This is a genomic window from Promicromonospora sp. NPDC023805 (assembly GCF_040639635.1).
In the GTDB taxonomy this organism is placed as follows: domain Bacteria; phylum Actinomycetota; class Actinomycetes; order Actinomycetales; family Cellulomonadaceae; genus Promicromonospora.
Genome location: NZ_JBFAAH010000012.1, coordinates 88,169 through 111,108, shown reverse-complemented (window position 1 = coordinate 111,108; position 22,940 = coordinate 88,169). Strand labels below are relative to the sequence as shown.

23 protein-coding genes are annotated in these 22,940 nt (G+C 71.2%); 8 read left to right on the top strand and 15 right to left on the bottom strand.

The window, feature by feature from the left end; genetic code table 11:
* Position 1 precedes the first annotated feature (1 nt).
* Positions 2 to 718, bottom strand: a complete 717-nt coding sequence (locus tag AB0F70_RS13930; protein WP_357448878.1) for an alpha/beta hydrolase — start codon at positions 716 to 718, stop codon at positions 2 to 4.
* A complete protein-coding gene (locus tag AB0F70_RS13925) occupies positions 715 to 1,500 on the bottom strand; it encodes an alpha/beta fold hydrolase (RefSeq protein WP_357448876.1) in 786 nt (261 codons plus the stop codon). The genes AB0F70_RS13930 and AB0F70_RS13925 overlap by 4 nt, the downstream gene beginning before the upstream one ends.
* 84 nt (positions 1,501 to 1,584) lie before the next feature.
* Here AB0F70_RS13925 and AB0F70_RS13920 point away from each other — a divergent pair, with 84 nt between their 5' ends.
* Entirely contained in the window at positions 1,585 to 3,174 is a 1,590-nt protein-coding gene (locus tag AB0F70_RS13920; protein WP_357448874.1) for an NAD-dependent epimerase/dehydratase family protein, read from the top strand.
* A gap of 15 nt (positions 3,175 to 3,189) precedes the next feature.
* On the opposite strand, the gene AB0F70_RS13915 is transcribed toward AB0F70_RS13920, so the two are convergent.
* From AB0F70_RS13915 to AB0F70_RS13895, 5 genes are all read right to left on the bottom strand, one after another.
* Positions 3,190 to 3,441: a CDGSH iron-sulfur domain-containing protein gene (locus tag AB0F70_RS13915; protein WP_357448872.1), complete on the bottom strand. Its 252-nt coding sequence runs from the start codon at positions 3,439 to 3,441 to the stop codon at positions 3,190 to 3,192.
* Positions 3,442 to 3,451: 10 nt separating this feature from the next.
* The gene (locus AB0F70_RS13910) at positions 3,452 to 4,624 is read right to left on the bottom strand and encodes a YihY/virulence factor BrkB family protein (RefSeq protein ID WP_357448870.1); all 1,173 of its coding nucleotides are present in this window, start codon (positions 4,622 to 4,624) and stop codon (positions 3,452 to 3,454) included.
* A gap of 69 nt (positions 4,625 to 4,693) precedes the next feature.
* Positions 4,694 to 5,320: a DUF3618 domain-containing protein gene (locus AB0F70_RS13905; protein WP_357448868.1), complete on the bottom strand. Its 627-nt coding sequence runs from the start codon at positions 5,318 to 5,320 to the stop codon at positions 4,694 to 4,696.
* Positions 5,317 to 5,766: a phage holin family protein gene (locus AB0F70_RS13900; RefSeq protein ID WP_357448866.1), complete on the bottom strand. Its 450-nt coding sequence runs from the start codon at positions 5,764 to 5,766 to the stop codon at positions 5,317 to 5,319. Before AB0F70_RS13900 ends, AB0F70_RS13905 begins: the two co-directional genes overlap by 4 nt.
* Positions 5,750 to 6,487, bottom strand: a complete 738-nt coding sequence (locus AB0F70_RS13895; protein WP_357448864.1) for a hypothetical protein — start codon at positions 6,485 to 6,487, stop codon at positions 5,750 to 5,752. Before AB0F70_RS13895 ends, AB0F70_RS13900 begins: the two co-directional genes overlap by 17 nt.
* Before the next feature lie 244 nt (positions 6,488 to 6,731).
* Here AB0F70_RS13895 and AB0F70_RS13890 point away from each other — a divergent pair, with 244 nt between their 5' ends.
* On the top strand, positions 6,732 to 7,886 hold the full coding sequence (locus AB0F70_RS13890) for an iron-containing redox enzyme family protein (protein ID WP_357448862.1): 1,155 nt from the start codon (positions 6,732 to 6,734) through the stop codon (positions 7,884 to 7,886).
* Between the two features lie 119 nt (positions 7,887 to 8,005).
* Positions 8,006 to 8,794: a PAS and ANTAR domain-containing protein gene (locus tag AB0F70_RS13885; RefSeq protein WP_357448860.1), complete on the top strand. Its 789-nt coding sequence runs from the start codon at positions 8,006 to 8,008 to the stop codon at positions 8,792 to 8,794.
* Between the two features lie 121 nt (positions 8,795 to 8,915).
* Here AB0F70_RS13885 and AB0F70_RS13880 read toward each other — a convergent pair whose 3' ends face one another.
* Positions 8,916 to 10,973 carry a P-loop NTPase fold protein gene (locus AB0F70_RS13880; RefSeq protein WP_357448858.1) on the bottom strand — a complete coding sequence of 686 codons (2,058 nt, stop codon included), beginning with the start codon at positions 10,971 to 10,973 and terminating at the stop codon, positions 8,916 to 8,918.
* A gap of 114 nt (positions 10,974 to 11,087) precedes the next feature.
* Positions 11,088 to 12,296, bottom strand: a complete 1,209-nt coding sequence (locus AB0F70_RS13875) for an MFS transporter (protein WP_357448856.1) — start codon at positions 12,294 to 12,296, stop codon at positions 11,088 to 11,090.
* Between the two features lie 249 nt (positions 12,297 to 12,545).
* On the opposite strand from AB0F70_RS13875, the gene AB0F70_RS13870 reads away from it, so the two are divergent.
* The 4 genes from AB0F70_RS13870 to AB0F70_RS13855 are packed head-to-tail and all read left to right on the top strand — an operon-like array spanning position 12,546 to position 16,949.
* Positions 12,546 to 13,868, top strand: a complete 1,323-nt coding sequence (locus AB0F70_RS13870; RefSeq protein WP_357448853.1) for an extracellular solute-binding protein — start codon at positions 12,546 to 12,548, stop codon at positions 13,866 to 13,868.
* The gene (locus AB0F70_RS13865) at positions 13,865 to 14,836 is read left to right on the top strand and encodes a sugar ABC transporter permease (RefSeq protein ID WP_357448851.1); all 972 of its coding nucleotides are present in this window, start codon (positions 13,865 to 13,867) and stop codon (positions 14,834 to 14,836) included. Before AB0F70_RS13870 ends, AB0F70_RS13865 begins: the two co-directional genes overlap by 4 nt.
* Complete coding sequence (locus AB0F70_RS13860) at positions 14,833 to 15,699, top strand: carbohydrate ABC transporter permease (protein ID WP_357448849.1); 867 nt, start codon at positions 14,833 to 14,835, stop codon at positions 15,697 to 15,699. The genes AB0F70_RS13865 and AB0F70_RS13860 overlap by 4 nt, the downstream gene beginning before the upstream one ends.
* Positions 15,700 to 15,704: 5 nt before the next feature.
* Positions 15,705 to 16,949: an enolase C-terminal domain-like protein gene (locus tag AB0F70_RS13855; RefSeq protein ID WP_357448847.1), complete on the top strand. Its 1,245-nt coding sequence runs from the start codon at positions 15,705 to 15,707 to the stop codon at positions 16,947 to 16,949.
* A gap of 33 nt (positions 16,950 to 16,982) precedes the next feature.
* Here the strand turns inward: AB0F70_RS13855 and AB0F70_RS13850 are convergent, their stop codons facing one another.
* The 6 genes from AB0F70_RS13850 to AB0F70_RS13825 are packed head-to-tail and all read right to left on the bottom strand — an operon-like array spanning position 16,983 to position 21,895.
* Positions 16,983 to 17,663, bottom strand: coding sequence for a PIN domain-containing protein (locus AB0F70_RS13850; protein WP_357448845.1), 681 nt, complete (start codon positions 17,661 to 17,663; stop codon positions 16,983 to 16,985).
* On the bottom strand, positions 17,647 to 17,940 hold the full coding sequence (locus AB0F70_RS13845) for a helix-turn-helix domain-containing protein (RefSeq protein ID WP_357448843.1): 294 nt from the start codon (positions 17,938 to 17,940) through the stop codon (positions 17,647 to 17,649). The genes AB0F70_RS13850 and AB0F70_RS13845 overlap by 17 nt, the downstream gene beginning before the upstream one ends.
* 57 nt (positions 17,941 to 17,997) lie before the next feature.
* Entirely contained in the window at positions 17,998 to 18,750 is a 753-nt protein-coding gene (locus AB0F70_RS13840) for a succinate dehydrogenase/fumarate reductase iron-sulfur subunit (RefSeq protein ID WP_357448841.1), read from the bottom strand.
* Positions 18,747 to 20,747, bottom strand: a complete 2,001-nt coding sequence (locus AB0F70_RS13835; protein WP_357448838.1) for a fumarate reductase/succinate dehydrogenase flavoprotein subunit — start codon at positions 20,745 to 20,747, stop codon at positions 18,747 to 18,749. Before AB0F70_RS13835 ends, AB0F70_RS13840 begins: the two co-directional genes overlap by 4 nt.
* Positions 20,748 to 20,765: 18 nt before the next feature.
* Positions 20,766 to 21,605 carry a hypothetical protein gene (locus AB0F70_RS13830; RefSeq protein ID WP_357448836.1) on the bottom strand — a complete coding sequence of 280 codons (840 nt, stop codon included), beginning with the start codon at positions 21,603 to 21,605 and terminating at the stop codon, positions 20,766 to 20,768.
* Positions 21,602 to 21,895 (bottom strand): hypothetical protein, encoded by a 294-nt coding sequence (locus tag AB0F70_RS13825; RefSeq protein WP_357448834.1) that lies wholly within the window; start codon positions 21,893 to 21,895, stop codon positions 21,602 to 21,604. Before AB0F70_RS13825 ends, AB0F70_RS13830 begins: the two co-directional genes overlap by 4 nt.
* Before the next feature lie 177 nt (positions 21,896 to 22,072).
* Here AB0F70_RS13825 and AB0F70_RS13820 point away from each other — a divergent pair, with 177 nt between their 5' ends.
* A complete protein-coding gene (locus tag AB0F70_RS13820; protein ID WP_357448831.1) occupies positions 22,073 to 22,939 on the top strand; it encodes a type II CAAX endopeptidase family protein in 867 nt (288 codons plus the stop codon).
* Position 22,940: the final 1 nt, after the last annotated feature.

Genomic DNA, 22,940 nt, shown 5'->3' with positions numbered 1-22,940 from the left:
CTCACCGAACCGCATGCTCGGACTCCACCCGCGCCACCTCGCGCACCACGGTCTCCACGAGCAGGGGGTTCCCCAGCGGCCGGAAGTGCCCCGACAGCGGCAGCTCGATGTTCCGCGCGCCCTCCAGCCGGCCCGTCTCGGGGATGTGCGGGTCGAACCGCGGGTAGACGGCCGTGATGCACTCGTTGACGAGCAGCTCCCCGGCGAGCGCCAGCAGCACCGGGTCGCGCGGGTCGAACGACCGCAGCGACCGCGAGAGCATGTACCGCGCCCAGCGGGAGCCCGTGAACGGGGTCGCGATCGCGACCATGCCCAGCACCCGGTCGCTCGCCCCCGAGAGCATGACCCGCTTGCCGATGAGGCCGCCCTTGCTGTGCGCCACGAGCACCGCTCCGGTCAGGCCCGTGCGCTCCAGGTGCTCGACCACTATGTCTGCCGACTCCGGGACCGGCCGGAGGTTGAGGTTGAGACCTGGCACGGCATGGACCGGGTGGCCCGCACGGGCCAGCGCCGTGGCAACGGGCTGCAGGAACTCCCAGGTCTCGTAGATGCCGGGCAGCAGCAGGACGGGCGCCCGCGGCGGCGCGCCGGACGTCCCGGGCAGCTTCGGCCGCCGGAGGAAGTGCCGCGCCTGCCGGTCCGTGGCCCACGCGTAGTCGGCGGCCCACGCGGCGAGCCGCGCGAGCGCTCCGTCGGGCGAACGGCGTCGGCCGCTCATCCGACGCCCCGGTCCGCAGCGGGCCACGCGTCCAGGACAGCCTCGGCGACGCCCGCGGGGTCCGCGTCCATGGCGTGGTGCCGCCCGCCCACGGTGCGGTGCCGCCCGAGCGGGGCACTCGCCGCGAGCGCCGCTACCCACCGCTCCGGGGCGACGGGGTCGCGCTCGCCCCGCACGACGACCACCGGCGCCGTGGTGCGGGGCAGCACGTCCTCCAGCCGGTGCTTGACGACGTGGCGCAGCTGCCGCAGGTACCACGGCGCACCGCAGCGCACCAGGGCGTCGAACAGGAGCGTGCCGATGGTGCGCGGCGACTCCCCCACGACGTCGATCGCGAGACGTACCGCCTGACGCGGGAAGGTACGTGCGCCGGGCTCCGCCGTCGGGCCGAGGAGGACGCCCGCCGACGCGGAGTCGGGGTGGTCGGCGAGCAGCTGGCCCACTATCTGCGTGCCCATCGAGTGGCCGACGAGGACCGGCGCGGGCAGACCGGCGTCGAGCACGTGCTCGCGGATGTACCGCGCGACGACGGTCGCGTGCTCGGGGACCGTGACGTCGCGGCGCGGGTGCGGGGACGCGCCGTATCCGGGCAGGTCCAGCGCGTGCACCTCGCCGTGGGCCACCAGGTGGTCCACGAGCCTGGCGTAGGTGCGCGACGAGCAGCCGACGCCGTGCACGAGCACGAAGGCCCGGCGCGCGTCGGGCGGCGCCGAGACGTGCCCGATGACGGTCAGGCCGTCGTCCTCGAATCGGTGGGTTCGTCGCGAGCTGATCTCGGGCATATCGCCAGCATGGTGGAACACGCGCCGACACGCGAGGGCGTGCCGTCGAGTGCGAGTGTGCCGGGCCGGTGTGACCGTGTTCCCATGCGCGTAGTCGTCGTGGGAGCCACAGGCAATACCGGGACCGCGCTGCTGCGGGCGCTGCACGCCGAGCCGCGGGTCACCTCCGTGCTCGGCATGGCTCGGCGGTTGCCCGACCGGAACGCCGAACCGTACCGGTACGCCGAGTGGGCGCCCGTCGACCTCTCGGCGGAGGGCGGCTCCGCGGACGGCGCCGAGGACGTCGTCGATCAGCTCACCGAGCACTTCCGCGGCGCCGACGCCGTGGTCCACCTCGCATGGCTCGTCCAGCCCAACCGCGAGCGCGACCTGCTGCGCCGCACCAACGTGGAGGGCACCCGCCGGGTGGCCGAGGCCGTCGCGCGGGCGGGCGTGCCGCACCTGGTGGTCGCGTCGTCGATGGGCGCGTACTCCCCGGTCGCCGACGACGGTCCGCGCCGCGAGGACTGGTCCACCGGCGGCGTACCGACGTCGCACTACAGCGTGGACAAGGCTGCGCAGGAGCGGGTGCTGGACGAGCTGGAGGCCGAGCACCCCGAGATCGCCGTGGCGCGCCTGCGCCCCGCGCTCATCTTCCAGGCGGACGCCGCCCAGTCCGTGGTGCGCTACTTCCTCGGCCCGCTCGTACCGACGCAGCTGCTGCGGCACGGCCGGCTGCCCGCCCTGCCGCTGCCCGCCGGCCTGCGACTGCAGGCGGTGCACGCGGACGACGTCGCCGACGCCTACCGGCGCGTCGTCGTCGAGCGGGCCCGCGGCGCGTTCAACGTCGCGGCGGACGACGTGCTGCGCGGTGCGGACCTGGCCCGGATCGTCGGCCACGGACGGCTGGTCGAGGTGCCGCCAGCCGTCGTCCGCGCGGCGCTGGCCGCCGCCTACGACGGCCGGGTCGTCCGCGCCGACCCCGGCTGGCTCGACATGGCGATGGCCGTGCCGGTGCTGGACACCTCCCGGATCAAGGCAGTGCTGGGCTGGGCGCCCCGCCGCACGGCGGCGCAAGCCGTGGAGGACCTGCTCGACGGTATGGCGGCCGGGCAGGGTGCGAGCTCCGCTCCCCTGCGCCCGGCCAGCCCTCGGCCGGCGGGGGCGTCGGTGCTGCCGCTGCGGGCCCGGGGCGAGCTGCGGATCCCGGAGACGATGGACCGTTACCTGTTCGGCCTCTATCTCTCCGAGCATCTCACCGCCTCCACCGCCGGTCTGGAGCGCCTGGAACGCATGACCCGCGCCTACCGGGACACGCCCTTCCACGCCGAGCTGGCGGAGGTGACCGAGCAGCTGCGCGGAGAGCGGGAGCTCTATCGCGACCTGCTGGACCGGCTGGAGGTGCCGCGTCGCCGGTACCGCCAGGTCGCGGCGTGGGCCGGTGAGAAGGCGGGCCGGCTCAAGCTCAACGGCCGGGTGGCCGAGCAGTCCCCGATGACCATGGTGTTCGAGCCCGAGATGATGCGGGCGGCAGTCCTCGCCAAGATCGGTGGCTGGCAGACGCTGCGCGAGCACGCCGACGAGATCGGCCTGGATCCCGCACAGCTCGACGAGCTGATCGCCCAGGCCCACCAGCAGATCGACGTGCTCGCGCGGTTCCACGCCTACGCGCGCGAGCGGGCGTTCCGGGTCTAGCGCGGTGGTCGCGCGCTAGTCCGTCGAGCGGTAGCCGTTCACCTTGTGCGTCCCGTCGCACCACGGTGCGATGGCGGTGCCACCGCAGCGGCACAGGGCCACGGTGGCCCGACGGCGCTCCACGGGCTCGCCGTCCGGGCCGAGGATCGTCGCCGGGCCGCGCAGCAGCAGCGGCCCGTCGGGGCAGGCCGTCACCGTGACCTCCGGGGCAGCACCGCCGGTTGCCTCGTCCGCGTGGGCTGTCAGGGACTCGTCGAACGTCGTCATGCAATCTCCCTCAGGCTCGGTCGTCCTTGTTTGCGCCGTCCCGCTCCGCCGCGAGCCGCAGCGCACGGCCGCGCTCCACCTCCTTGAGGCGCTTCGCCTCCCGCTTCTCGCTCGCGCGGGCGTCCTTGGGCGGCAGCTGCACCGTCTCCTCGGCGGCGATGCCGCCCTGGAGCTCACGGCCCCGCTCGAGCTCTGCGTCCAGCTCCGCGCCGAACAGCAGCGCGAGGTTGGTGATCCACAGCCACAGGAGAAACACGATGATGCCGGCGAGCGACCCGTACGTGGCGTCGTAGCTCGAGAACGTCGCTACGTACAGCGCGAACGCGGCGGACGCGAGCACCCACACCAGGATCGCGACGAACGCACCGACGCTGAGCCAGCGCATCCTGGGCTGCCGCACGTTCGGCGTGACGTGGTAGAGGATCGCCACGAGCACCACGACGAGCAGCAGCACCACCGGCCACTTGGCGATGCTCCAGACGGTCACGGCGGTCGAACCGAGGCCGACGGCGTCACCGACCGCCTGCGCGACCGGCCCGCTGAGCGCCACCGCCGCCACGATCAGCGCCGCTATGACGACGGCCACGAGCGTGACCAGCAGCATCACGGGGCGAAGCTTCCAGACGGGTCGACCCTCGTCGATCTCGTAGATCCGGTTCATCGCACGCCCGAAGGCGCCGACGTACCCGGAGGCGGACCACAGGGCCAGCGCCACACCGAGGAGCAGAGCGAACCCGGCCTTGCCGCCGCCACCGGCGGCGTTCTGGACGAGCGGTTCGACGACGGACAGCACGTCGGGCGGCAGCACGCCGTCCATCGTGCCGATCACCCGCTCGACCGCCTGGCCTCCGTTGCCCACGAGACCGAGCACCGAGACCAGCGCGAGCAGCGCGGGTGCCGCCGCGAGCACCGCGTAGTAGGTCAGCGCCGCGGCCAGGTCGGTGCACTGGTCGCGCGAGAACTGCCGCACGCTGTTCCGCAGGACGTACGTCCACGTCCGGCCGTGCAGCGCCGGCGGGGACTCCGGCTTCCGCTGATCGTCGGGCGCCGGCGCGTCGGTCCGCTCTGCAGTGTCGTCGGTCCGTTCTGCAGTGTCGGTCCGGTTCGCTGCGTCGGTCCGCTTCGCCGCGCCGGTCCGCTTCGCCGTGTCGGTTCGAGGTACCGCGTCGTTGCTGTCGCTCATGTCGTCTCCCAGGGCAGACGCCGACTGGTGCCGGCCGGCAGCACCGGCCGGCACCAGCCCGGCGGTGGGTCAGCCGTTACCGGTCGCCTGCGAGCGGACGTCGGCCACGGACTCCCGCCCGTGCTGGCCGACCTGCTGCGCCGCATCCTTCGCGGCGTCGCGGAGGGCCTCCATGCTCTCCCTCGCGGGCTCCTCGAGGTCGTGCACGACCTCGCTCGCCGTCGACCTGATGTCGTCGACCAGCGGCGCCGCCTTCTCCTTCGCGGCGGTGGCCGCACGCTGCTCGGCGCGGGTGGACGGGAGCAGCGACGCGACCGCGAGCCCCACGCCGAAGGCCACCAGACCCACGGCGAGCGGGTTGCCCTGCGTCTGCTCCCGCACCGCACGCGGGGCAGACCGGACGGAGTCCGCGGCGGACGAGGCCGTGTGCCGGGCCGAGTCGGCAACCGACGAAGCCCTCTCACGCCCCCTGTCCGCCAGGTCGTGCGTAGTGCCGCCCGCGGAGTCCATGGTGTCGTGCGCCTTGCCCATCACCCGCTCCTTGACGTCGGTCACGCGGGCCCGCACCTTCTCCTTCTGGCGCTCCACGACATGGCTGGGCGTCACCCGGTCGCCGAGCGTGTCCACGTCATGGCTCAGCTCCGCGCGCGTGCGCTCGATGTCTTCCCGGATCTCGTTGGGATCGCTGGTGCTCATGAGTTCTTCTCCTCGTGTCCTCGAAGTGCATCGGGGATCTTCTTGACCGAGTCGGCGGTCCGCGGCAGCCCCTCCACCGCCTTGATCTCGCTGCGCCCGCGCGCGGCGAGCACCGCGGCGACCACTGCCCAGAGGGCGGCCACGACCAGCCCGGACCAGCCGCCGCCCATCACGGTGCCGAGCGCCCACCACAGGGCGAGCGACAGGAACAGCAGGACCATGTGGCCCGCCACCCCCGCGCCGCCGAACATCCCGGCGCCCTTCCCCGCACGCTTGGCGGACTGCGTCGCCTCGGCCTTCGCGAGCTCGATCTCCTGCCGGATCAGCGTCGAGAGGTCACGACTGACCTCGCTGACCAGCTCCCCGACGCTCCGGTCGTCCCGGCCGGTGGTCGTCACCTGCGGCGCCACGCTGGACGCGGCGAACGGGTCACGGGAACTCGACATCGCGCTCACCCCCGAGGGTCTGCGGACGGGTGGCCTGCGGGCGGACGCCGTCAGCGGCCGGCGGCGCGAAGGCCGGCGGCGGCTCGCTCACGTTCGTGGCGGGCGTCCGGCCGACGTCGTACCCGGCCGCTGCACCGGCACCGGCGCCACCGGACGTGTCACCGCCGGAGGCGTCACCGCTCGGCGCGTCCTTCGCACCGCGCAGGAACCTCCCGACGAGCAGGCCCGCGCCCGCCGCCATCAGGATGAACATGCCCGGCCGGCGCCTGGCGAAGTCCTCGACCTCGTGCAGGACGTCGCCGGGCTCGCGGTCCTCGAACCACTGCGCGACGTGGCCGGTAGCCGCCCCGGCGCGCTGCACCAGGTCGGTCGCGTAGCCGGGGTCCTGCGTCCCGCTGGACATCTGGCCCAGCTCGTCCCCCAGCGCACGGAGCCCGCCCGCGAGATGCTGCTGCTGCGACGCCACCTGGGAACTGAGCTCGTTCCTGGTGCGGTCGACCAGCCCACGCGTGCGGTCGCCCGCCTCGTGAGCGACGTCGTGCGCACGCTCCTTTGCCTCACGAACCGTCTCGCGGCCCGCCTCACCCAGCTGAGACGCTGCCGCGCCGGCTCGTTCCTTGACGCCTGTCGTCTCCGTGCCGGTGCTGCCTGTTTCGCTGCCGGGCTCCCAGGTTCGCTGCGAACCGGCCCCTGAACCGTACGGAATGTCCGTTCCACTCATGTCGGACTCCTGTCGTCGTCCTCCTCGCCCGGAGTGCGACCGGGCGGGGCGAGCACGAGCCTCGGCGGGCCCGTGCTCCACCGGTGCGGCCTCTTCCTGACCTCGGCCCCAACGTAAGACGGTGAGTTGCACTCGCAACCCGACAGCTTGTCCGGGTGCACACCTCGCGAGTCGGCAGCATCATGCGCACTATGGGCGCGGCGTCGAGGAGAGGCGCGGCCGGTGCGAGATGAGGAGCCTCCACATGACCTCGACCCCTGTGCGGGAGCACACATCCACGAACGACGACGCCGGCCGGCGGGCCGTGCCTGCTACAGGGAACGCCGCCCGCCTCCCCCTCCCCCGTCCGCGCGGTCCGGTGAGCTCCGCGCTGATCACCGCGCTCACCGCGGGACCGCCCGCCGACGACGCCCACGCCCGGCTGGAGCCAATGCGCGCCGCGGCCGCGGACGCGCTGCAGAACGCCGAGCACGCCGACGAGCTCGCCGTCCTGCACGACGGCGACCTGCAGCTCGCCCTCACTGTCATGTACGAGCTGCACCACCGTGGTGTGGACGGCGTCGACGACGAGTGGGAGTGGGAACCGGCGCTGCTCGCGGTGCGACAGTCGCTCGAGCGGCCCTTCGAGGCGGCGGTCCGGACGCGCGCCGGACGGCCCGTCTGCGAGGAGACCGACGCCGCCGGCGTCGCGAAGCGGCTGTTCGAGCTGGCCGAGGCCGACGACAGCCCCAGCCTCTCGCGCTACCTCGCCAGGCGCGCCACCGCCGGGCAGGCCCGTGAGTTCCTGGCCCTGCGGTCGGTCTACCAGCTGATGGAGGCCGACCCGCACACCTGGGCGATCCCTCGGCTGTACGGCACGCCCAAGGCCGCGCTCGTGGAGATCCAGGCCGACGAGTACGGTGGCGGCCGGCCGGGCTACCTGCACTCCGAGCTCTTCGCCGCCACCATGCGCAGCGCCGGGCTCGACGACACCTACGGCGCCTACCTCGACGTCGCCCCCACACCGGCGCTCGTCTCGCTGAACACCATGTCGCTCTTCGCGCTGCACCGGCGGCTCCGGGGCGCGATAGTCGGCCATCTCGCCGCGTACGAGATCACGTCGTCGATCCCCAGCCGCCTGTACAGCACCGGCTTCCGGCGCCTCGGGCACGGCACCGACACGACGCGGTACTTCGACGAGCACGTGGAGGCCGACGCGGTGCACGAGCAGATCGCCGCGCGCGACCTCGCGGGCAAGCTCGTCGAGCAGGATCCCGCGATCCGCGACGACGTCCTGCTCGGAGCCGCCGCCTGCCTGGCCATCGAGGGGGACGTCGGCGCGTACGCGCTCGGCCGCTGGGAGGACGGCGCGTCCGCCCTGCTCGCACCCCTCGATGACGCACCCATGACAGGGGCCTGACCTGCGGTTTCGAGAGGAATCTTGAGACCCCGACTGTCCGAATCGTCCGAACCCCTCTATACTCTGAGACTCGGGGTCATGAAGCGGCTCCAGGTCCGCAGGGGATCTGGGAGGTTCATATGTCAACCGTCACTCAGCTCGAGACGGACTTCGCCGAAGTGGCCGGGAACGACGCCGGAGCCAGCACGCAGGGCTTTTCCGCGGCAGATCTGACTCGCGCCCTCGGCCTGGGAACCAACCTTCTGGTCGGCCGGTACAGCGTCGACCTTGCCTCCGGCACCTGGTGGTGGTCCGACGAGGTCTACACCATGCACGGATGGAAGCAGAACGAGATCGAGCCGGGGCTCGAGGCGCTTCGCTCCCGCAAGCACCCCGACGACCGGGCCCGCGTGGTCCGGGCCGCCGGGGAGGCCCTCCGGCTCGGTAGGCCCTTCGCGTGCGCACACCGGATCGTGGACCGGAGCGGCCGGACCCGATCGGTGGTCGTCACCGGTCAGGGCTCGCAGAGCGCCCGCAGCCGGTCGCCGCAGCTGGTCGGTTACGTCGTCGACGTCACGCCGGTCCAGAAGGAGGCGCTCGACCGCCGGTCGGAGTCCGTGGTGAACCGCGCCTTCGTCAGCCAGGCCACGATCGAGCAGGTCAAGGGTGTCATCGTGGCGGTACGGGGAGTCGACGAGGCGAAGGCCACGGAGCTCCTGGTCAGCGCCGCGCGGGACGCGGGAGTATCCCTGCGGCTGGCGGCAGAGCAGGTGATGACGGCGCTCCAGGCCCGGGGTGACGGCGCGATCGCGACACCGGACGTCCTGGACGAGGCGTTCGCCACCGTCCACCCCGTCAGCCGGCCGCGGGGTCACGACCCCCTGCTGACCCGGCGGCCGCGCAGGACCGCGGGCAAGTCCAAGGGCTGACCCGGCCCGTCCGCCGAGCCCTCGCAGGTAACCGGCCCGCCGCTCCTCTGGGCGGCGGGCCGGGCTTGCCGCAGCGTGAGGAAGGGCGGTAAAGAGAGCGGCCAGAACACGACGACCACACTCAGGACGCGTCGGCGAGCAGATCACGAAACCGCGCCGAGTGGAACGAGTACCGCGCGACCTCACTCAGCCAGGGGCGGTAGTCGGCAGCAGCCTCCGGCACCTGTTTCCTCCTCAGCAGTGCCCCGATCTCCGTGCCCAGCCATTCCAGGTCAGCGCACGGACCGCACCGCTCGGGCCACTCATGCTCACCCTCGGAGCGGTGGCGGGCGGCGGCCGCGGCGAGAGCTTCTGGCAGCGTGCCCTCACTGGAGGACAGGGCCGTCAGCAGTCTGGGGGCGGCGGCGGGCATGCCAACGACGGCCGCAAGGAGCAGCGCGACGGCGCGGCCAGCGCCGACCTCCGGGTCGGCAAACGCAGGATCAGCGAGTGCCTGCGGCCCCACCCGAACGAGCCGGTACAGGTTGACCAGCTTCTTCACGCCTCGCGGAGTGCGCACGACGGCGGCCACCGCAGCCAGGAGATCCTCCTCGCCGGGAGCGAGCCGCATGTCCCGTCCGCCGAGGCCGGACTCACCGTCGACGTCCCACGCACCGGGGACCCGCTCGGCGGCCGTGTCGTCCGACCGGGCATTTCGGGCGGCGCGGTCGGCGGAGCCCGGCGATGTCTCTCCGACGAGCGCTCGCACAAGTCCGGCTGCCCCCTCGCGTCCCATCGGTGGTAACGAGTATGGGATCTGGAAGATCTTGTCGAGGTAGTCGAGAGGATCGCCCACGCGCGCGCCGAGCACGCTCGGGCCGTCGCCGAACATCGCGCGATCATGAAACGCGAGGGACCTGCGCAGCCACTGCGCATCCACACTCACCACCACGACGAACAGCGGCAGCACCTGCAGCAGATTGACGGCATGGAGCACCTCAACGACCCTTTCCGGTGCACACCGGTCGAGGTCGTCGACGTACAGCACGATGCGGTCGATCGAGACGGCCGGTCCGTCGCGCTCCTCCCGCTCCGTCTGCTGTCCTGCGTCGTCGGCGATCTTCTGCGCCAGCTCCTCGAGGTTCCGGTAGACCAGGCCGACAGCCCCGCGGTAGGTGTCGTACTGCACGCCGTCCCGCTGCTGATCGAGGAAACCGGCGAGCCGGGCCGTCGCGTCGACCGCGAGGTACGCGAGCTCCGTCGAGTCCCGTCTCGCGCGCAGGTCACCGATGTTCGGCTCCAGTGCTGCGACGGCTTGCTCCTTGACGGTGGCCTGCCATGTCCGAAGGGCCACCCGCCAGCCCTGAACGGACTTGATCACCCCCGCAGCGATGCCGACCGCGGCCACCACCCACCGGGTGGCCTCGGCGACGCCGTCGGGCAGCCATGCGAACATCGCCTCCCCCTGCCAGGCCACGAGGATCGCGGTGAGTGTGACGAGCAACCAGACCAGACCAGCCCGGCCTCGGCGTCCCGATGTGAGGACCGACCAGAGTGAGCGGGGCCCGTCGTGACCGACTGCCTCCCGGTGCTCCTCGGCGTGCCGCAGCTCGCGTGCAGCGGTATCCCGGGCCGCGCGGAGCCTGGTGACCTCCGCAGGGGGCACCGGCGGTTTCATCACTTTCTGGTCCGCCAGCTCCCGGAAGAGTTCGTCCACCATGCCGACCAGCGCGTATTCGTCGCTGTAGTGCCATGCGTTGAACCGCACCTGCCGCACCCGGGCCGCGTAGGCGGGCAGGTCACCGACGACCGGCGCGTACTTCTGCTGCCATCCGGCGAGATCGTGCACCCGCGCCTGCACCATCTGCATAAAGCTGGACTTTCCGCTTCCCCAGTCGCCGAGAATCGCGACGGCGAGCGGCAGCGTCGTCGCGTGCGCACACAGTACGCGGGCGAGCCGGTCGACCTCAGCGGCGATACCTATGGTGTCCGTCGTGGTGGCGCCGTCGTCGGTGGCACTCCCGATGTCGGGGCCAGCAGCCCCTCCCGCTACCTGCGCATCGGGACCGAAGGGGGCGGCCGTCGACCCGGAGTCCGCATTTCGCGCGTACGGCCGTGGCAACAGCGGCTCGGGGGACCCGCCAGAGTCTCCAGGTCCGGCCCCCCGCGCGGACGAGCCGGTAAACGGGCCGTAGGTCATCGAGTCCACCTCACGCCGGAGCGGGAACGTCTATCCGACCGTACCGGCGACGGGCGACCGCCAGCTGGCGAGCACGGGGTGAACCTGCCCCCACGAGCGCGGGCCTATAGCTCGTTAGCGCAGCCGCGCGGGTCGGCGCGCCAGGACCAGGGATAGCACCAGGGCCAGAACGACCAGTACGAGCCCCGCCACGGGCGCCTGCACGAGCGCGCCCGACGGGCCCCAGGCGTCCGCGGCGCGTCCCGCCAGGGCCGCCGCGAGCGCCGACCCCGCAGCGCTCGCGGAGTTGTTCCAGGTGAAGGCCTGGGTGAGCGTCGTGGGCTGGACTGCCCGTTCGGTCAGGACGGTCAGCAGCACGAGGGCCGGCGGGATCGCCGCCTCCGTGAGCACCACGCCGACCCCGAGCCAGAGTGCGGACGGCGCGAGGGGTAGCAGCGCCGCCGTCGCCGTCAGGTAGATCGTGACGAGCACGAGCTGACGGTGTGCCGGGGTCGGGTGTTTGCGCAGCCCGTAGAGCCAGCCGGCGAGGAGTCCGCTGAGGCTTGCGGCGGCGATGATCGGCGTCGCGACGGCGGGGGTGCCCTGGCCGACGGCGAACGCGGTGACCGCGACACCCATTGTGCCGAAGTAGAGCCCGATCGCGAGGTTGAGCAGGGCGAGGAGGAGGAAGGCCGGCCGCAGCAGGGAGGACCGTTCGCGCGGCGTCCCGTCGGTGCTCCCCCGGGCTGGAGGCGGTGCGGTGCCGCGTTGGGCGGCCAGCGCCACACCCCCGCCGACGATCAGCGCGGCGGCGATGGCGCTGGCCAGGACTGGGTGCCCTGCCGCGCCGAGTGCGGTGACCAGCACCGGGCCGAGGAGGAACGCGGTGGCGTTGGCCAGCGACTCCAGGGAGAAGGCAGTGGGCAGCTCGTCTGCCCGTTCGGCCCGCAGCAGGTGTGCCCAGCGGGCGGCCGACAGCGCGCCGAGCTGCGGTACCGCCGCTCCGGCGCAGGTGGCTGCGACGATCGCGGCGGCGGGCGTCGTCGACAGGAGCAGGCCGGCTACCGCGGCGCCGTGCCCGAGGAGGTAGAACGGCAGCACGCGGGTCTGGCCGAACCGGTCGATCAGCCGGGCCAGGTGCGGGCCGACCAGGGCCTCGGCCAGGGCGAACCCGGCGGCGGCGAGGCCCGCCGTCGCATAGGAGCCGGTGCGGTCGTGCAGCAGCCAGACGAGGCCGAGGCCCGTCATGGCGATGCCGACGCGACCGAACGCGGCGGTGAGAAAGAAGGCGGCTGCGCCGGGGGTGCGCAGCAGGGGGCCGTAGCCGGTGGTGGCTCGGGGCATGAGATGTCCTCAGCGCCGCCCGGCGGGACGGGCCACCGAGGTGGCCGGCGTCTGACTGCCGCACCGGGCGGGGTGACGCGGCCCAGGACAAGGCGGACCTGGACGAGTGCCTCGAACTTAGCAGGACCGGGAGGACCCCCGGTAATGCAGTCGCGGCATCAGTGCATGCAATTCCGGTTCTGGACAGCATGGCCATCCGGTTCCTACGGTGGCGAACACCTTTTCACCCCCTCATGAACGACGGAGCTCATGACCAGAGCACAAGCAATAGCCGGTCTCGCCGCAGTCCTTGCTCTCGCGGGATGCTCCGGGATGACGGCAGCCGCAGAAGTGGACCAGGTGCCCGCCCAGGAGCAGTCGCTCGAGATCTGGCAGCGCAAGGGACCCGGCAGCCCCTCCGACCTCATCGGGCAGGAGCTCGTCCGCGAGTTCACGAAGAAGACGGGCATTCCGGCGACCATGACCTCGATCTCCGACAACTTCGAGATCAAGCTGCAGCAGCGCGCGGTGCAGCGGAACCTGCCGGACATCGTCATCAACGACACCGCACAGCTCGGCAACATGCAGAGCCAGGGCTTCCTGCGCGAGATCGACCCGGAGCAGATCGACGGCTCCGAGGACATCAACGAACGGGCCTGGGACGGTGCACGCTCCTACTTCGGCGGCTACTACGGCGTGCCGATGACCGCGCACACCGTCGCGCTCTTCAACCGCAAGGACTGGCGGGAGAACCTCGGGCTCTCGGTGCCCGACGACTGGGAGTCCCTGGTCGCCATGTGGCGCGGCTACGTCGAGGACGACCCCACCGGCACCGGCGAGAAGGTCGCCGGCATCGCCGTCCCCGGGACCACGGAGCGGGGCTACATCTCGTGGAACACCTCCACGTTCTTCTGGTCCGGCGGCGGCGAGTACTTCGAGGAGACCCCGGAGGGCTACCGCTCCGCCGTCGCTGATGACAGCGCTGTCGCCGCCGCCACGTGGATCCGGGACCTCGCCTGCACCGAAGGCGTGCTGCAGCCGGGCGCGAGCAGCCAGGACACGACGAACACGAAGGAGACGTTCCAGACGGGCGGCGCCGGGTCGTTCCTCGTCGCCCCGTACGAGCTGCCCGCGCTCGTCGACAGCCTCGGCGACGACCTCGAGGTCATCCCGCCGCCGCCCGGTCCGGCCGGGCTCGTCACCCTCGCGGAGGGCAACAACGTCTACCTGATGGCGGGCTCGGCGAGCGAGAGCGCACAGGAGCGCTTCGCCGAGTACGTGATCTCGCCAGCGGGCCAGAAGATCGGCATGGCCGGGCACGAGGACGGCAACATCGTCCGCCTGCCCGTGAACTCGACGGTCGACATGGACGGCATGCGGGACCCGCAGGAGTGGGAGACGTTCCAGGAGCTCTACGACAACAACGGCAGGTACGTGCCCGCCGTCCCCAACTGGACCCCCTTCCTCACCGCGTCGGCGAACACGCTCAACGCCTTGATCAGCGACTGCTCGCTGGACGTGCGCACCGAGATGGAGGCCCTCGACGAGGTGTTCACGGCGGAGCTCGCCGACCAGGAGGTGCTCGCGCCATGACCGTGCCGACCCGAACCGAGCTGACCCGAACCGGGCTGACCCGAGAAGGAACGCCGCCGCAGCCGCCGTCGGGCCGCGCGCCCGTCGAGCGGCGGACCAGCCGCCGCCTGGGCGCCTGGTGGATCCCGTGGGCCTTCCTCGCCCCGGCACTCGTGCTGTTCGTCTACTTCAAGTTCATCCCGATGGGCCAGGCCTTCGTGATGAGCTTCCAGGACGTGCAGCCGTACCTCGGCAACTCCTGGGTGGGCTGGGACAACTACCGCGCCCTGGTCGCGACGGACGAGTTCCTCGCCGCGGCCGGGCACACGGCGATCATCGCCGTCGCACAGACCGCCGGCGCCGTCCTGGTCGGGTTCGCGCTCGCGCTCCTGCTCGAGGGACAGGCCCGCCGGCTCTGGTTCGTGCGTTCCGCCGCGTTCCTGCCCGTCGTCGTGCCGACGGCGGTGATCGCCGAGCTCTGGCGCATCATCTACCACCCCACCGAGGACGGGCTGGCCAACAGCATCCTCGGCTTCTTCCTCATCGAGCCGTCGCAGTGGATCAACTCGCCCGACACCTCGCTGCTGTCGGTGATCCTCGTCGGCATCTGGCGTGACGCGCCCTACGACATGATCATCATCATCGCCGGCCTGGTCGGCGTGGACCGGTCGCTCTACGAGGCCTCCGCGCTCGACGGCGCGGGCTGGGTCCGCCGGATCCGGTACGTGACGCTGCCCGCGCTGCGCCCGGCGCTCGCCATCCTGCTGACGCTCGCCGCGATCCGGGCGATGCGCATCTTCACCGAGGTGTACCTCCTGACCAACGGCGGGCCCAACGGGTCGAGCGAGGTGCTCATGACGCTGATCTACCGGCTCGGGTTCGAACGGGTGGAGCTCGGGGTCGCCGCCGCCGGCTCCGTGGTGCTGCTGCTGGCCACCATCGTCCTGACGCTTCTGGTGCGCTCCGGCGTACGCAAGGAGGAATCATGAGCAAGAACCTCGACACGGCGCTGGGCCTGGGCGCCCAGAACAGCTGGTGGATCCGGGCGATCACGGCGCTGGTGTGCGCGCTGGTCGTGCTGACCTTCGCCGGGCCGCTCATCGCGATCCTGGTCGGAGCCTTCGACGGCTCGCGCGACCCGTCCCGCCTCTCGCTCTTCCCGACCGACCTCACGCTGGACAACTGGCGGGCGGCGCTCAGCCGCGACGTCCTGCGGTACCTGGCCAACTCGCTGTTCGTGGTCGGTGTCGGGCTGCTGCTGCAGATGGCGGTGTCGGTGCTGGCGGCCTACGCGCTGGCCCGCAAGAAGTTCCGGGGCGCCGGCATAGTGATGGTGCTGATCCTGGCGACCATGATGCTGCCGGAGGAGATCCTCGCGATCCCGCTCGCGGTGGTGCTGTCCGACCTGCCCCTGCTGCACCTGAACCTGACCGACTCGCTCGCCGGGATGATCGTGCCGATCGTCGCGTGGGGTTTCGCGATCCTCGTCATGACCGAGTTCATGAAGGAGGTGCCCACCGAGCTCGAGGAGGCCGCACGGCTCGACGGCGCGGGCGAGTTCCGCGTCTTCTGGTCGGTGGTGCTGCCGACCGTGACCCCGGCCCTCGGCGTCATCGGCGTCTTCGGGTTCACCATGATCTGGGACCAGTACCTGCTGCCGCTGCTGGTGGCGTCGGACGCGAAGAACTACACCCTGCCGCTCGCGCTGAGCAGCCTGCGCGCCGATCCTGAGGTGGGCATCGGCGTCGTCCTCGTCGCCTCCACGCTGGCGATGGTGCCCGCCATCCTCGCCTTCCTCGGTTTCCAGCGGTCGTTCATGCGCGGTATCTCGGCGGGAGCAATCAAAGGATGAGCAAGATGACCTTCATCGACGGCCGGATCACGGGCTTCACCGTCTACCCCCTCGCGTTCTCCGACCCGCCGCTGCTGAATGCCGCGGGGGTGCACGAGCCGCTGGCGCTGCGCACGGTCGTGCGGCTCGAGATCGGCGACGTCGTCGCGTGGGGCGAGGGACGCGGCGACGCGCTGCCCCCCGACGCCGTCCCCGCGCTCGAGGCCGAGCTGCTGGGGCTGGACGTGTTCGCGACGTCCCGCATCGAGTCCGTGGTCGACGCCGTGCTGCGGCGGCTGCGGCCCGACCTCGGCGCGCAGGCCCGCCTCATGACGTTCGCCCCGATCGAGGTGGCGGCGCTGGATGCCCAGGGCAAGCTGCTCGGCCGTCCGGTGAGCGAGCTGCTCGGCGGCGCCCTGCGGGACAGCGTCGACTACAGCGCGTACCTCTTCTTCAAGTGGGCAGGGCACATCGGGGCCGATGACGACGAGTGGGGCCCCGCCCTCGACCCGGACGGGATAGTGGCGCAGGCCAAGCGGATGATCGACCAGTACGGCTTCCGGTCGATCAAGCTCAAGGCCGGGGCGCTGCACCCCGACGTCGAGGTCGCCTCGCTCCTCGCCCTGGCCGAGGCGTTCCCCGGCCTGCCCCTCCGCATCGACCCGAACGGAGCCTGGTCGCACAGCACCGCCCTCGACGTAGCGCGACGGCTGGACGGCGTCCTCGAATACCTCGAGGACCCCGTGCTCGGCATCGACGGGATGAGCCGGGTGCACGCCGAGACGGGGCTCCCTCTCGCGACCAACATGTGCGTGGTCGAGACCGAGCACATCCTCCCGGCGGTCCGGAGCGACGCCGTCCAGATCCTCCTGAGCGACCACCACTACTGGGGCGGCCTGCGCCGCACCAAGGAGCTCGCCGCGATCTGCGAGGCGACGGGCATGGGCGTGTCCATGCACTCGAACTCGCACCTCGGCATCTCGCTCGCGGCCATGACGCACGTGGCCGCGGCGATCCCCAACCTCGCCTACGCCTGCGACACGCACTACCCCTGGAACCGGGCCGACGACGTCGTCCCGGACGGCGGGATCGAGATCGTCGACGGCGCGGTGACCGTTCCGACCGGTCCGGGGCTCGGCGTAGACGTCGACCTGGCGCGCGTCGAGGAGCTCCACGAGCGTTTCCTGCGCTCAGGCCGCGGCGCGCGGAACGACGGCGACTACATGCGCCGCCGGGACCCTGCGTTCACGGACGCGCTGCCGCGGTACTGAACGGTTGCTAGCGAAGTGCGGACGCCGGCCGGCTCATCTACGAGCCGTGTCGGCCCCGCACCGCTGGCACAGGCCCGGATCACGCTGCAGGTCCTCGCGAAGAACGCGATAGCACTCCACACATCGCGTGCCCCGGAAGGACAGCATCGGCGGCCCATGACTGGTATCAGGCGTGGCATGGCCGAACAGATCCCGGTAGGCATCGAAGAGGGCGGGCAGGTGGACCGAGATCTCCTGCTGATGGATGGACAACGGATCGCGCGGCTCCCGGCCGCGCTTCTCGCCGACCGCCTCGAGGACTTCGCGGTAGCTCTGAGCCGACACATGATGCGCCAGGAACAATCCCGGGTGCACAGCGACCATCCGATGCTCGGCCAGGTCCTTCTCTCCGAAGTCCCGCACGTTCGCCGTCACCAGGTAACGAGCTTTCGCCTCCACCGCCGATGCCAGCACGGGCTGGTCCTTCGGGTCTGTGTCGACCAACCCGTCGAAGTCATCAGCATCGGGCACGAACTCCCAGTCGAAGCGCTGTCGCAAGGTCGACACCGGTATGTGACCCGCCTTCTGGTGCCGTTCCGCCTCCCGCTCGACCCACGGACTGAAGACGAGCTGGAAGTCCGACAGCGGCTGGGACAGGTACAGGATGGTTCGCGGGACCGGGGAGGCGAGAACGTTGGCGTCGACGAAGACGCGGTGCTCAGAAGTCGGCTGCAAGATCTGTCGCCATCTCGCGGACGTAGGCGTGGCGGAACCGTTCCACCTCGTGCAGCGGAATGCGGTGCCGGTTACCCCGGCGCTCCGACCGGATCTCACCCGCGAGGATCCGGCGCTGGATCGTCGCCCGCGAGACGCCAATGCTGTCCGCCATCTCGGCCGGCGTCATCGACGGCCGCTCGAAGGTCACGTGTGCACGCTCACCTGCGGCGAGATGACGGCGGATCACCTGCTCCCACTCGTCGTCCGACTCGGGTGTGATCTCCAACGAGCTCATACGCGCCAGCATATCTGATTGAACAGTTACGAGACAAAACTGATCACCACCTGGCCGTCAGTCGCGCCTGCGCGAGATCGTCCGGCCCAGCCAGACCAACGGGTCGTACCGCCGGTCGGCCACGCGCTCCTTCATCGGGATCAGCGCGTTGTCGGTGATCTTGATGCCTTCCGGGCAGACGTCGGTGCAGCACTTCGTGATGTTGCACCGGCCGAGCCCGTGCTCCTCCTGCGCGGCGGGCACCCGGTCGGCGACGTCGAGCGGGTGCATCTCCAGCTCGGCGATCCGCATCAGGAAGCGCGGCCCGGCGAACGACTCCTTGTTCTCCTCGTGGTCGCGCACCACGTGGCAGGTGTCCTGGCACAGGAAGCACTCGATGCACTTGCGGAACTCCTGCGAGCGCCCGACGTCGACCTGCGCCATCCGGTACTCGCCAGGCCCCAGGTCCGCGGGCGGCGTGAACGACGGGATCTCGCGCGCCTTCGCGTAGTTGAACGACACGTCGGTCACGAGGTCGCGGATCACCGGGAACGTCCGCATCGGCGTGATGGTCACGACGTCGTCGCGCTCGAACACCGACATCCGCGTCATGCACAGCAGGCGTGGCTTCCCGTTGATCTCCGCCGAGCACGACCCGCACTTGCCTGCCTTGCAGTTCCACCGCACCGCGAGGTCGGGTGTCTGCGTGGCCTGCAGCCGGTGGAGGACGTCGAGCACCACCTCGCCCTCGTTGACCTCGACGTGGAAGTCGGCCAGCGCGCCGCCGTCGGCGTCACCCCGCCAGACCCGGAACGTTCCCGTGTAGCTCATGCGGTCCCTCCCCTTGGATCTGGCTCTGGATCTGGATCGGCCCGTTGCCCGGGGTGCGCGGCCAGCTCGGCCGGCGTGTAGTACTTCTGGAGCTCGGAGAACTCGAAGAGCGCGAGCAGGTCCTCGCGCATGGGCACCCGTTCGGCGGGCTCGACGACGACGCGCGGCACCACCGCGCCGCTGTCGGCGCAGCGCGTCACGAGCACCCGGCGGCGCCACTCGGCGTCGAGCCCCGGATGGTCCTCGCGGGTGTGCCCGCCGCGGCTCTCGGTGCGCAGCTGGGCCGACGCCGCCACCGCCTCGCTGACCATGAGCATGTTGCGCAGGTCGAGCGCCAGGTGCCAGCCGGGGTTGTACTGCCGGTGGCCCTCGACGAACACCTGCCGCACCCGGGCGCGCAGCTCGCCGAGCCGCCGCTGTGCCTCGGCCACCTCCGACTCCGTGCGGATGATGCCCACCAGGTCGTTCATCATCCGCTGCAGCTCGGCGTGCAGGGTGTACGGGTTCTCGGCTCCCGCGCCGCCGGTCCCGTCCTGGGTGTCCGACGGCGGGTCGAACGGGGCGAGCGTCATCTCGGCCGCCGCGTCGACGTCGGCCGCGCGCACGGCGGGCCTGCTCTCCAGGCCGACGACGTAGTCGGCCGCGCCGAGCCCCGCACGCCTGCCGAACACCAGCAGGTCCGAGAGCGAGTTGCCGCCGAGCCGGTTCGAGCCGTGCATGCCGCCAGCGCACTCCCCCGCCGCGAACAGTCCCGGAACGCTGGACTGCCCGGTGTCGGGGTCGACCTGGATCCCGCCCATCACGTAGTGACAGGTCGGGCCGACCTCCATCGGCTCGGCGGTGATGTCGACGTCGGCCAGCTCCTTGAACTGGTGGTACATCGAGGGCAGACGCCGCTTGATCTCCTCGGCCGGCATGCGGCTCGCGATGTCGAGGTAGACACCCCCGTGCGGCGAGCCGCGCCCCTCCTTGACCTCGGTGTTGATGGCGCGGGCCACCTCGTCGCGCGGCAGCAGGTCGGGTGTGCGGCGGTTCTTCTCCTGGTCGTCGTACCAGCGGTCCGCCTCGTCCTCGGTGTCGGCGTACTGGCCCTTGAAGACGTCGGGCACGTACTCGAACATGAACCGCTTGCCCTCGGAGTTCTTGAGCACCCCGCCGTCGCCGCGCACGCCCTCGGTCACGAGGATGCCCTTGACGCTGGGCGGCCAGACCATGCCGGTCGGGTGGAACTGGACGAACTCCATGTCGATGAGGTCCGCGCCGGCGCGGAGCGCGAGGGCGTGACCGTCGCCCGTGTACTCCCACGAGTTCGACGTGACCTGGAACGACTTGCCGATGCCGCCCGTGGCGAGCACCACGGCTGGCGCCGAGAACACGACGAGCTGCCCCGACTCGCGCCAGTACCCGAGCGCCCCGGCGATCGCACCGTCGGGCCCTTGGTCCGAATCTGGACCCGAACCTTTGAGCAGCTCCGTGACCGTGCACTCGGCGAACACCCGCAGCCGGGCCTCGTAGTCGCCGGTCTCCGCGAAGTCGTCCTGCTGGAGCGCGACGATGCGCTGCTGCATGGTGCGCAGCAGCTCCAGCCCGGTCCGGTCGCCGACGTGCGCGAGGCGCGGGTAGGTGTGCCCGCCGAAGTGGCGCTGGCTGATCCGGCCGTCCTTGGTGCGGTCGAACAGCGCGCCGTAGGTCTCGAGCTCCCAGACCCGGTCGGGCGCCTCCTTGGCGTGCAGCTCCGCCATCCGCCAGTTGTTGAGGAACTTGCCGCCGCGCATGGTGTCGCGGAAGTGCACCTGCCAGGAGTCGTTCTCGTTGACGTTGCCCATGGCAGCGGCGCACCCGCCCTCGGCCATCACGGTGTGCGCCTTGCCGAACAGCGACTTGCAGACGATCGCCGTCCGCAGGCCGCGTTCCCGCGCCTCGATCGCGGCCCGCAGCCCGGCGCCCCCGGCCCCGATGACGAGGACGTCGTACTCGTGCCGTTCGATCTCCGTCAAGACGGGGCTCCTGTCCAGTTATCCGATGAGTCGCAGGTCCGTGATGGTCCCGCTCGCGACGAGCGCCACGTACAGGTCGGTCAGGATCAGCGAGGCGAGAGTGGTCCACGCGAACTGCGCGTGCCGCGTGTTGAGCGCGGACACCCACGTCCAGAGCCGGTAGCGCACCGGATGCTTCGAGAAGTGCGTGAGGCGGCCACCCATCACGTGCCTGCACGAGTGGCACGACGCCGTGTAGCACCACAGCAGCACCACGTTCACGAGCAGCACGAGGTTGCCTACGCCGATGACGAACCCGTCCGTCGGATGCCGGAACGCGACGAGCGCGTCGTAGGTGTTGATCACCGAGATGACCACCGCGGCGTAGAAGAAGTACCGGTGGGCGTTCTGCAGGACCAGCGGGAAGCGGGTCTCACCGTGGTACGTCGCGTGCGGCTCCGGCACCGCGCACGCCGCGGGGGCCAGCGCGAACGACCGGTAGTACGCCTTGCGGTAGTAGTAGCAGGTCAGCCGGAACAGCAGCAGGAACGGCAGGGTCAGCGCCGCGTACGGCAGCAGGGGGTGGTCCGGAAGGAACATCCCGAAGTGCGACGAGCCCGGCTCCGACGCGCACCCGAACGAGACGCAGGGCGAGTAGAACGGCGTCAGGTAGCGCTCGTCCGCGAAGAAGTACTGCTGCTGGAACGCCCGGACCGTGGCGTAAACGAGGAAGACCAGGATGCCGACGGTGGTCGCCATCGGCGGCAGCCACCACCGGTCGGACCGCAGCGTGCGCGCCTCGACGGCGGCCCGGCCCGGGCTGTCCACACCTCGCGCGCCGATCCTGCGCCCACCGACGCCGCGTGCGGTGGTCGTCACGAGCGGTCGCCGTGGTAGCCGCCGAGCCCTTCGTCGTCGGCATCGCTGAACATCGTCTCGTCCAGCGGTGTGTCAGGCACGACTACGTGCTCCGGCACGCGCCCCGAGGTCCTCACCTGCCGCAGGGGCTCCGCCGACAGGAGCTCTGCCGCGTCGATCTCCAGCCGCTCGAGGTCGTTCACCAGCCGGCGCACCTCCGGCGCGTCGCCGAACGCGCTGCGCACCACGGCGACACTCTGGCGCAGCTGCTCGATCGAACGGCGGAGCGTGGCAATCTCGGTGGTCGTCATCGGGCACCTCCGTTGGCGACGCGCCCCACGACGGTGTGAGGTGCGTCACCACAGACTCTGCCGTGAACGCACCGGTTAGGCAAGGGCGGCACGCAGAGACACTCAGGGGTTGGCCAGGGATGTTCCCCGGGAAGGTCCCGATGTGCCCGGTCTGTCCGAACGCCCAGGCTGGGAGCCATGACAACCACGAGCTCCTCCCCGACGAAGTCGAGCGAGCACGGCAGCCGTTCACTCATCGTGTTCTTCGTGCTCAGCTTCGCGATCGGGTGGAGCGCTCTGGCGCTCCTGCTCCTGTTCGCAGAGCCGCTGGAAGCGTTGTTCGGCCCGCCGTCCGGCACGCACCCGCTCTTCATCCTTGCCGTGTACTCCCCGGCGATCGCCGCGCTCGTCGTCGTCGGACGGCGCGGCGGGCTCGCGGACCTGCGCGGCTATCTCAGGCGCCTCACGCTCTGGCGGATGCCCGCCGGATGGTGGCTGTTCCTGGTGCTCGGCATCCCCGCGGGGAAGTACCTGAGCGCCGCGTTCAACGGCACGGTCACCGAGTTCCCGTTCTCACCGTGGTACCTGGTCTTCGGGGCGCTGCTCCCGGTCCTCCTGCTCGGCCCTGTCGAGGAGATCGGCTGGCGCGGCTACGCCCTGCCGATGCTGCAGCGCCGGTTCAACCCGCTCGTGGCCAGCCTGATCCTGGGCGCGCTCTGGGGCCTGTGGCACCTGCCGGCCTTCCTGCTCGGCGGGACCATGCAGAGCGGCTGGTCGTTCGGCGCGTTCATGATCGGCGCGCTGGCGATCTCGGTCCTGATGACTCCGATGTTCAACGCCGCCCGCGGCAGCATCCTCGTCGCGGCCCTGTTCCACTTCCAGCTCAACGGGCCCGCCTGGCCGGACGGGCAGCCCTGGGAGAACTACGTGTTCGCGGCCGGCGCCCTGGTCATGGTGCTCTTGAAGCGGGAGGCGTTCCTGTCCCGCGACGGGGCCGTCACCGAGGTCATCGGCGTTTCTAGCGACGGTGATTCCCCGGAAGCGAAAAAGCCAGCACACCAGTGAG

Bases quoted from the DNA above. Each gene is read 5' to 3' on its own strand.
- AB0F70_RS13930 (WP_357448878.1), bottom strand. From the start codon at position 718: ATGAGCGGCCGACGCCGTTCGCCCGACGGAGCGCTCGCGCGGCTCGCC.
- AB0F70_RS13925 (WP_357448876.1), bottom strand. From the start codon at position 1,500: ATGCCCGAGATCAGCTCGCGACGAACCCACCGATTCGAGGACGACGGC.
- AB0F70_RS13920 (WP_357448874.1), top strand. From the start codon at position 1,585: ATGCGCGTAGTCGTCGTGGGAGCCACAGGCAATACCGGGACCGCGCTG.
- AB0F70_RS13915 (WP_357448872.1), bottom strand. From the start codon at position 3,441: ATGACGACGTTCGACGAGTCCCTGACAGCCCACGCGGACGAGGCAACC.
- AB0F70_RS13910 (WP_357448870.1), bottom strand. From the start codon at position 4,624: ATGAGCGACAGCAACGACGCGGTACCTCGAACCGACACGGCGAAGCGG.
- AB0F70_RS13905 (WP_357448868.1), bottom strand. From the start codon at position 5,320: ATGAGCACCAGCGATCCCAACGAGATCCGGGAAGACATCGAGCGCACG.
- AB0F70_RS13900 (WP_357448866.1), bottom strand. From the start codon at position 5,766: ATGTCGAGTTCCCGTGACCCGTTCGCCGCGTCCAGCGTGGCGCCGCAG.
- AB0F70_RS13895 (WP_357448864.1), bottom strand. From the start codon at position 6,487: ATGAGTGGAACGGACATTCCGTACGGTTCAGGGGCCGGTTCGCAGCGA.
- AB0F70_RS13890 (WP_357448862.1), top strand. From the start codon at position 6,732: ATGACCTCGACCCCTGTGCGGGAGCACACATCCACGAACGACGACGCC.
- AB0F70_RS13885 (WP_357448860.1), top strand. From the start codon at position 8,006: ATGTCAACCGTCACTCAGCTCGAGACGGACTTCGCCGAAGTGGCCGGG.
- AB0F70_RS13880 (WP_357448858.1), bottom strand. From the start codon at position 10,973: ATGACCTACGGCCCGTTTACCGGCTCGTCCGCGCGGGGGGCCGGACCT.
- AB0F70_RS13875 (WP_357448856.1), bottom strand. From the start codon at position 12,296: ATGCCCCGAGCCACCACCGGCTACGGCCCCCTGCTGCGCACCCCCGGC.
- AB0F70_RS13870 (WP_357448853.1), top strand. From the start codon at position 12,546: ATGACCAGAGCACAAGCAATAGCCGGTCTCGCCGCAGTCCTTGCTCTC.
- AB0F70_RS13865 (WP_357448851.1), top strand. From the start codon at position 13,865: ATGACCGTGCCGACCCGAACCGAGCTGACCCGAACCGGGCTGACCCGA.
- AB0F70_RS13860 (WP_357448849.1), top strand. From the start codon at position 14,833: ATGAGCAAGAACCTCGACACGGCGCTGGGCCTGGGCGCCCAGAACAGC.
- AB0F70_RS13855 (WP_357448847.1), top strand. From the start codon at position 15,705: ATGACCTTCATCGACGGCCGGATCACGGGCTTCACCGTCTACCCCCTC.
- AB0F70_RS13845 (WP_357448843.1), bottom strand. From the start codon at position 17,940: ATGAGCTCGTTGGAGATCACACCCGAGTCGGACGACGAGTGGGAGCAG.
- AB0F70_RS13840 (WP_357448841.1), bottom strand. From the start codon at position 18,750: ATGAGCTACACGGGAACGTTCCGGGTCTGGCGGGGTGACGCCGACGGC.
- AB0F70_RS13825 (WP_357448834.1), bottom strand. From the start codon at position 21,895: ATGACGACCACCGAGATTGCCACGCTCCGCCGTTCGATCGAGCAGCTG.
- AB0F70_RS13820 (WP_357448831.1), top strand. From the start codon at position 22,073: ATGACAACCACGAGCTCCTCCCCGACGAAGTCGAGCGAGCACGGCAGC.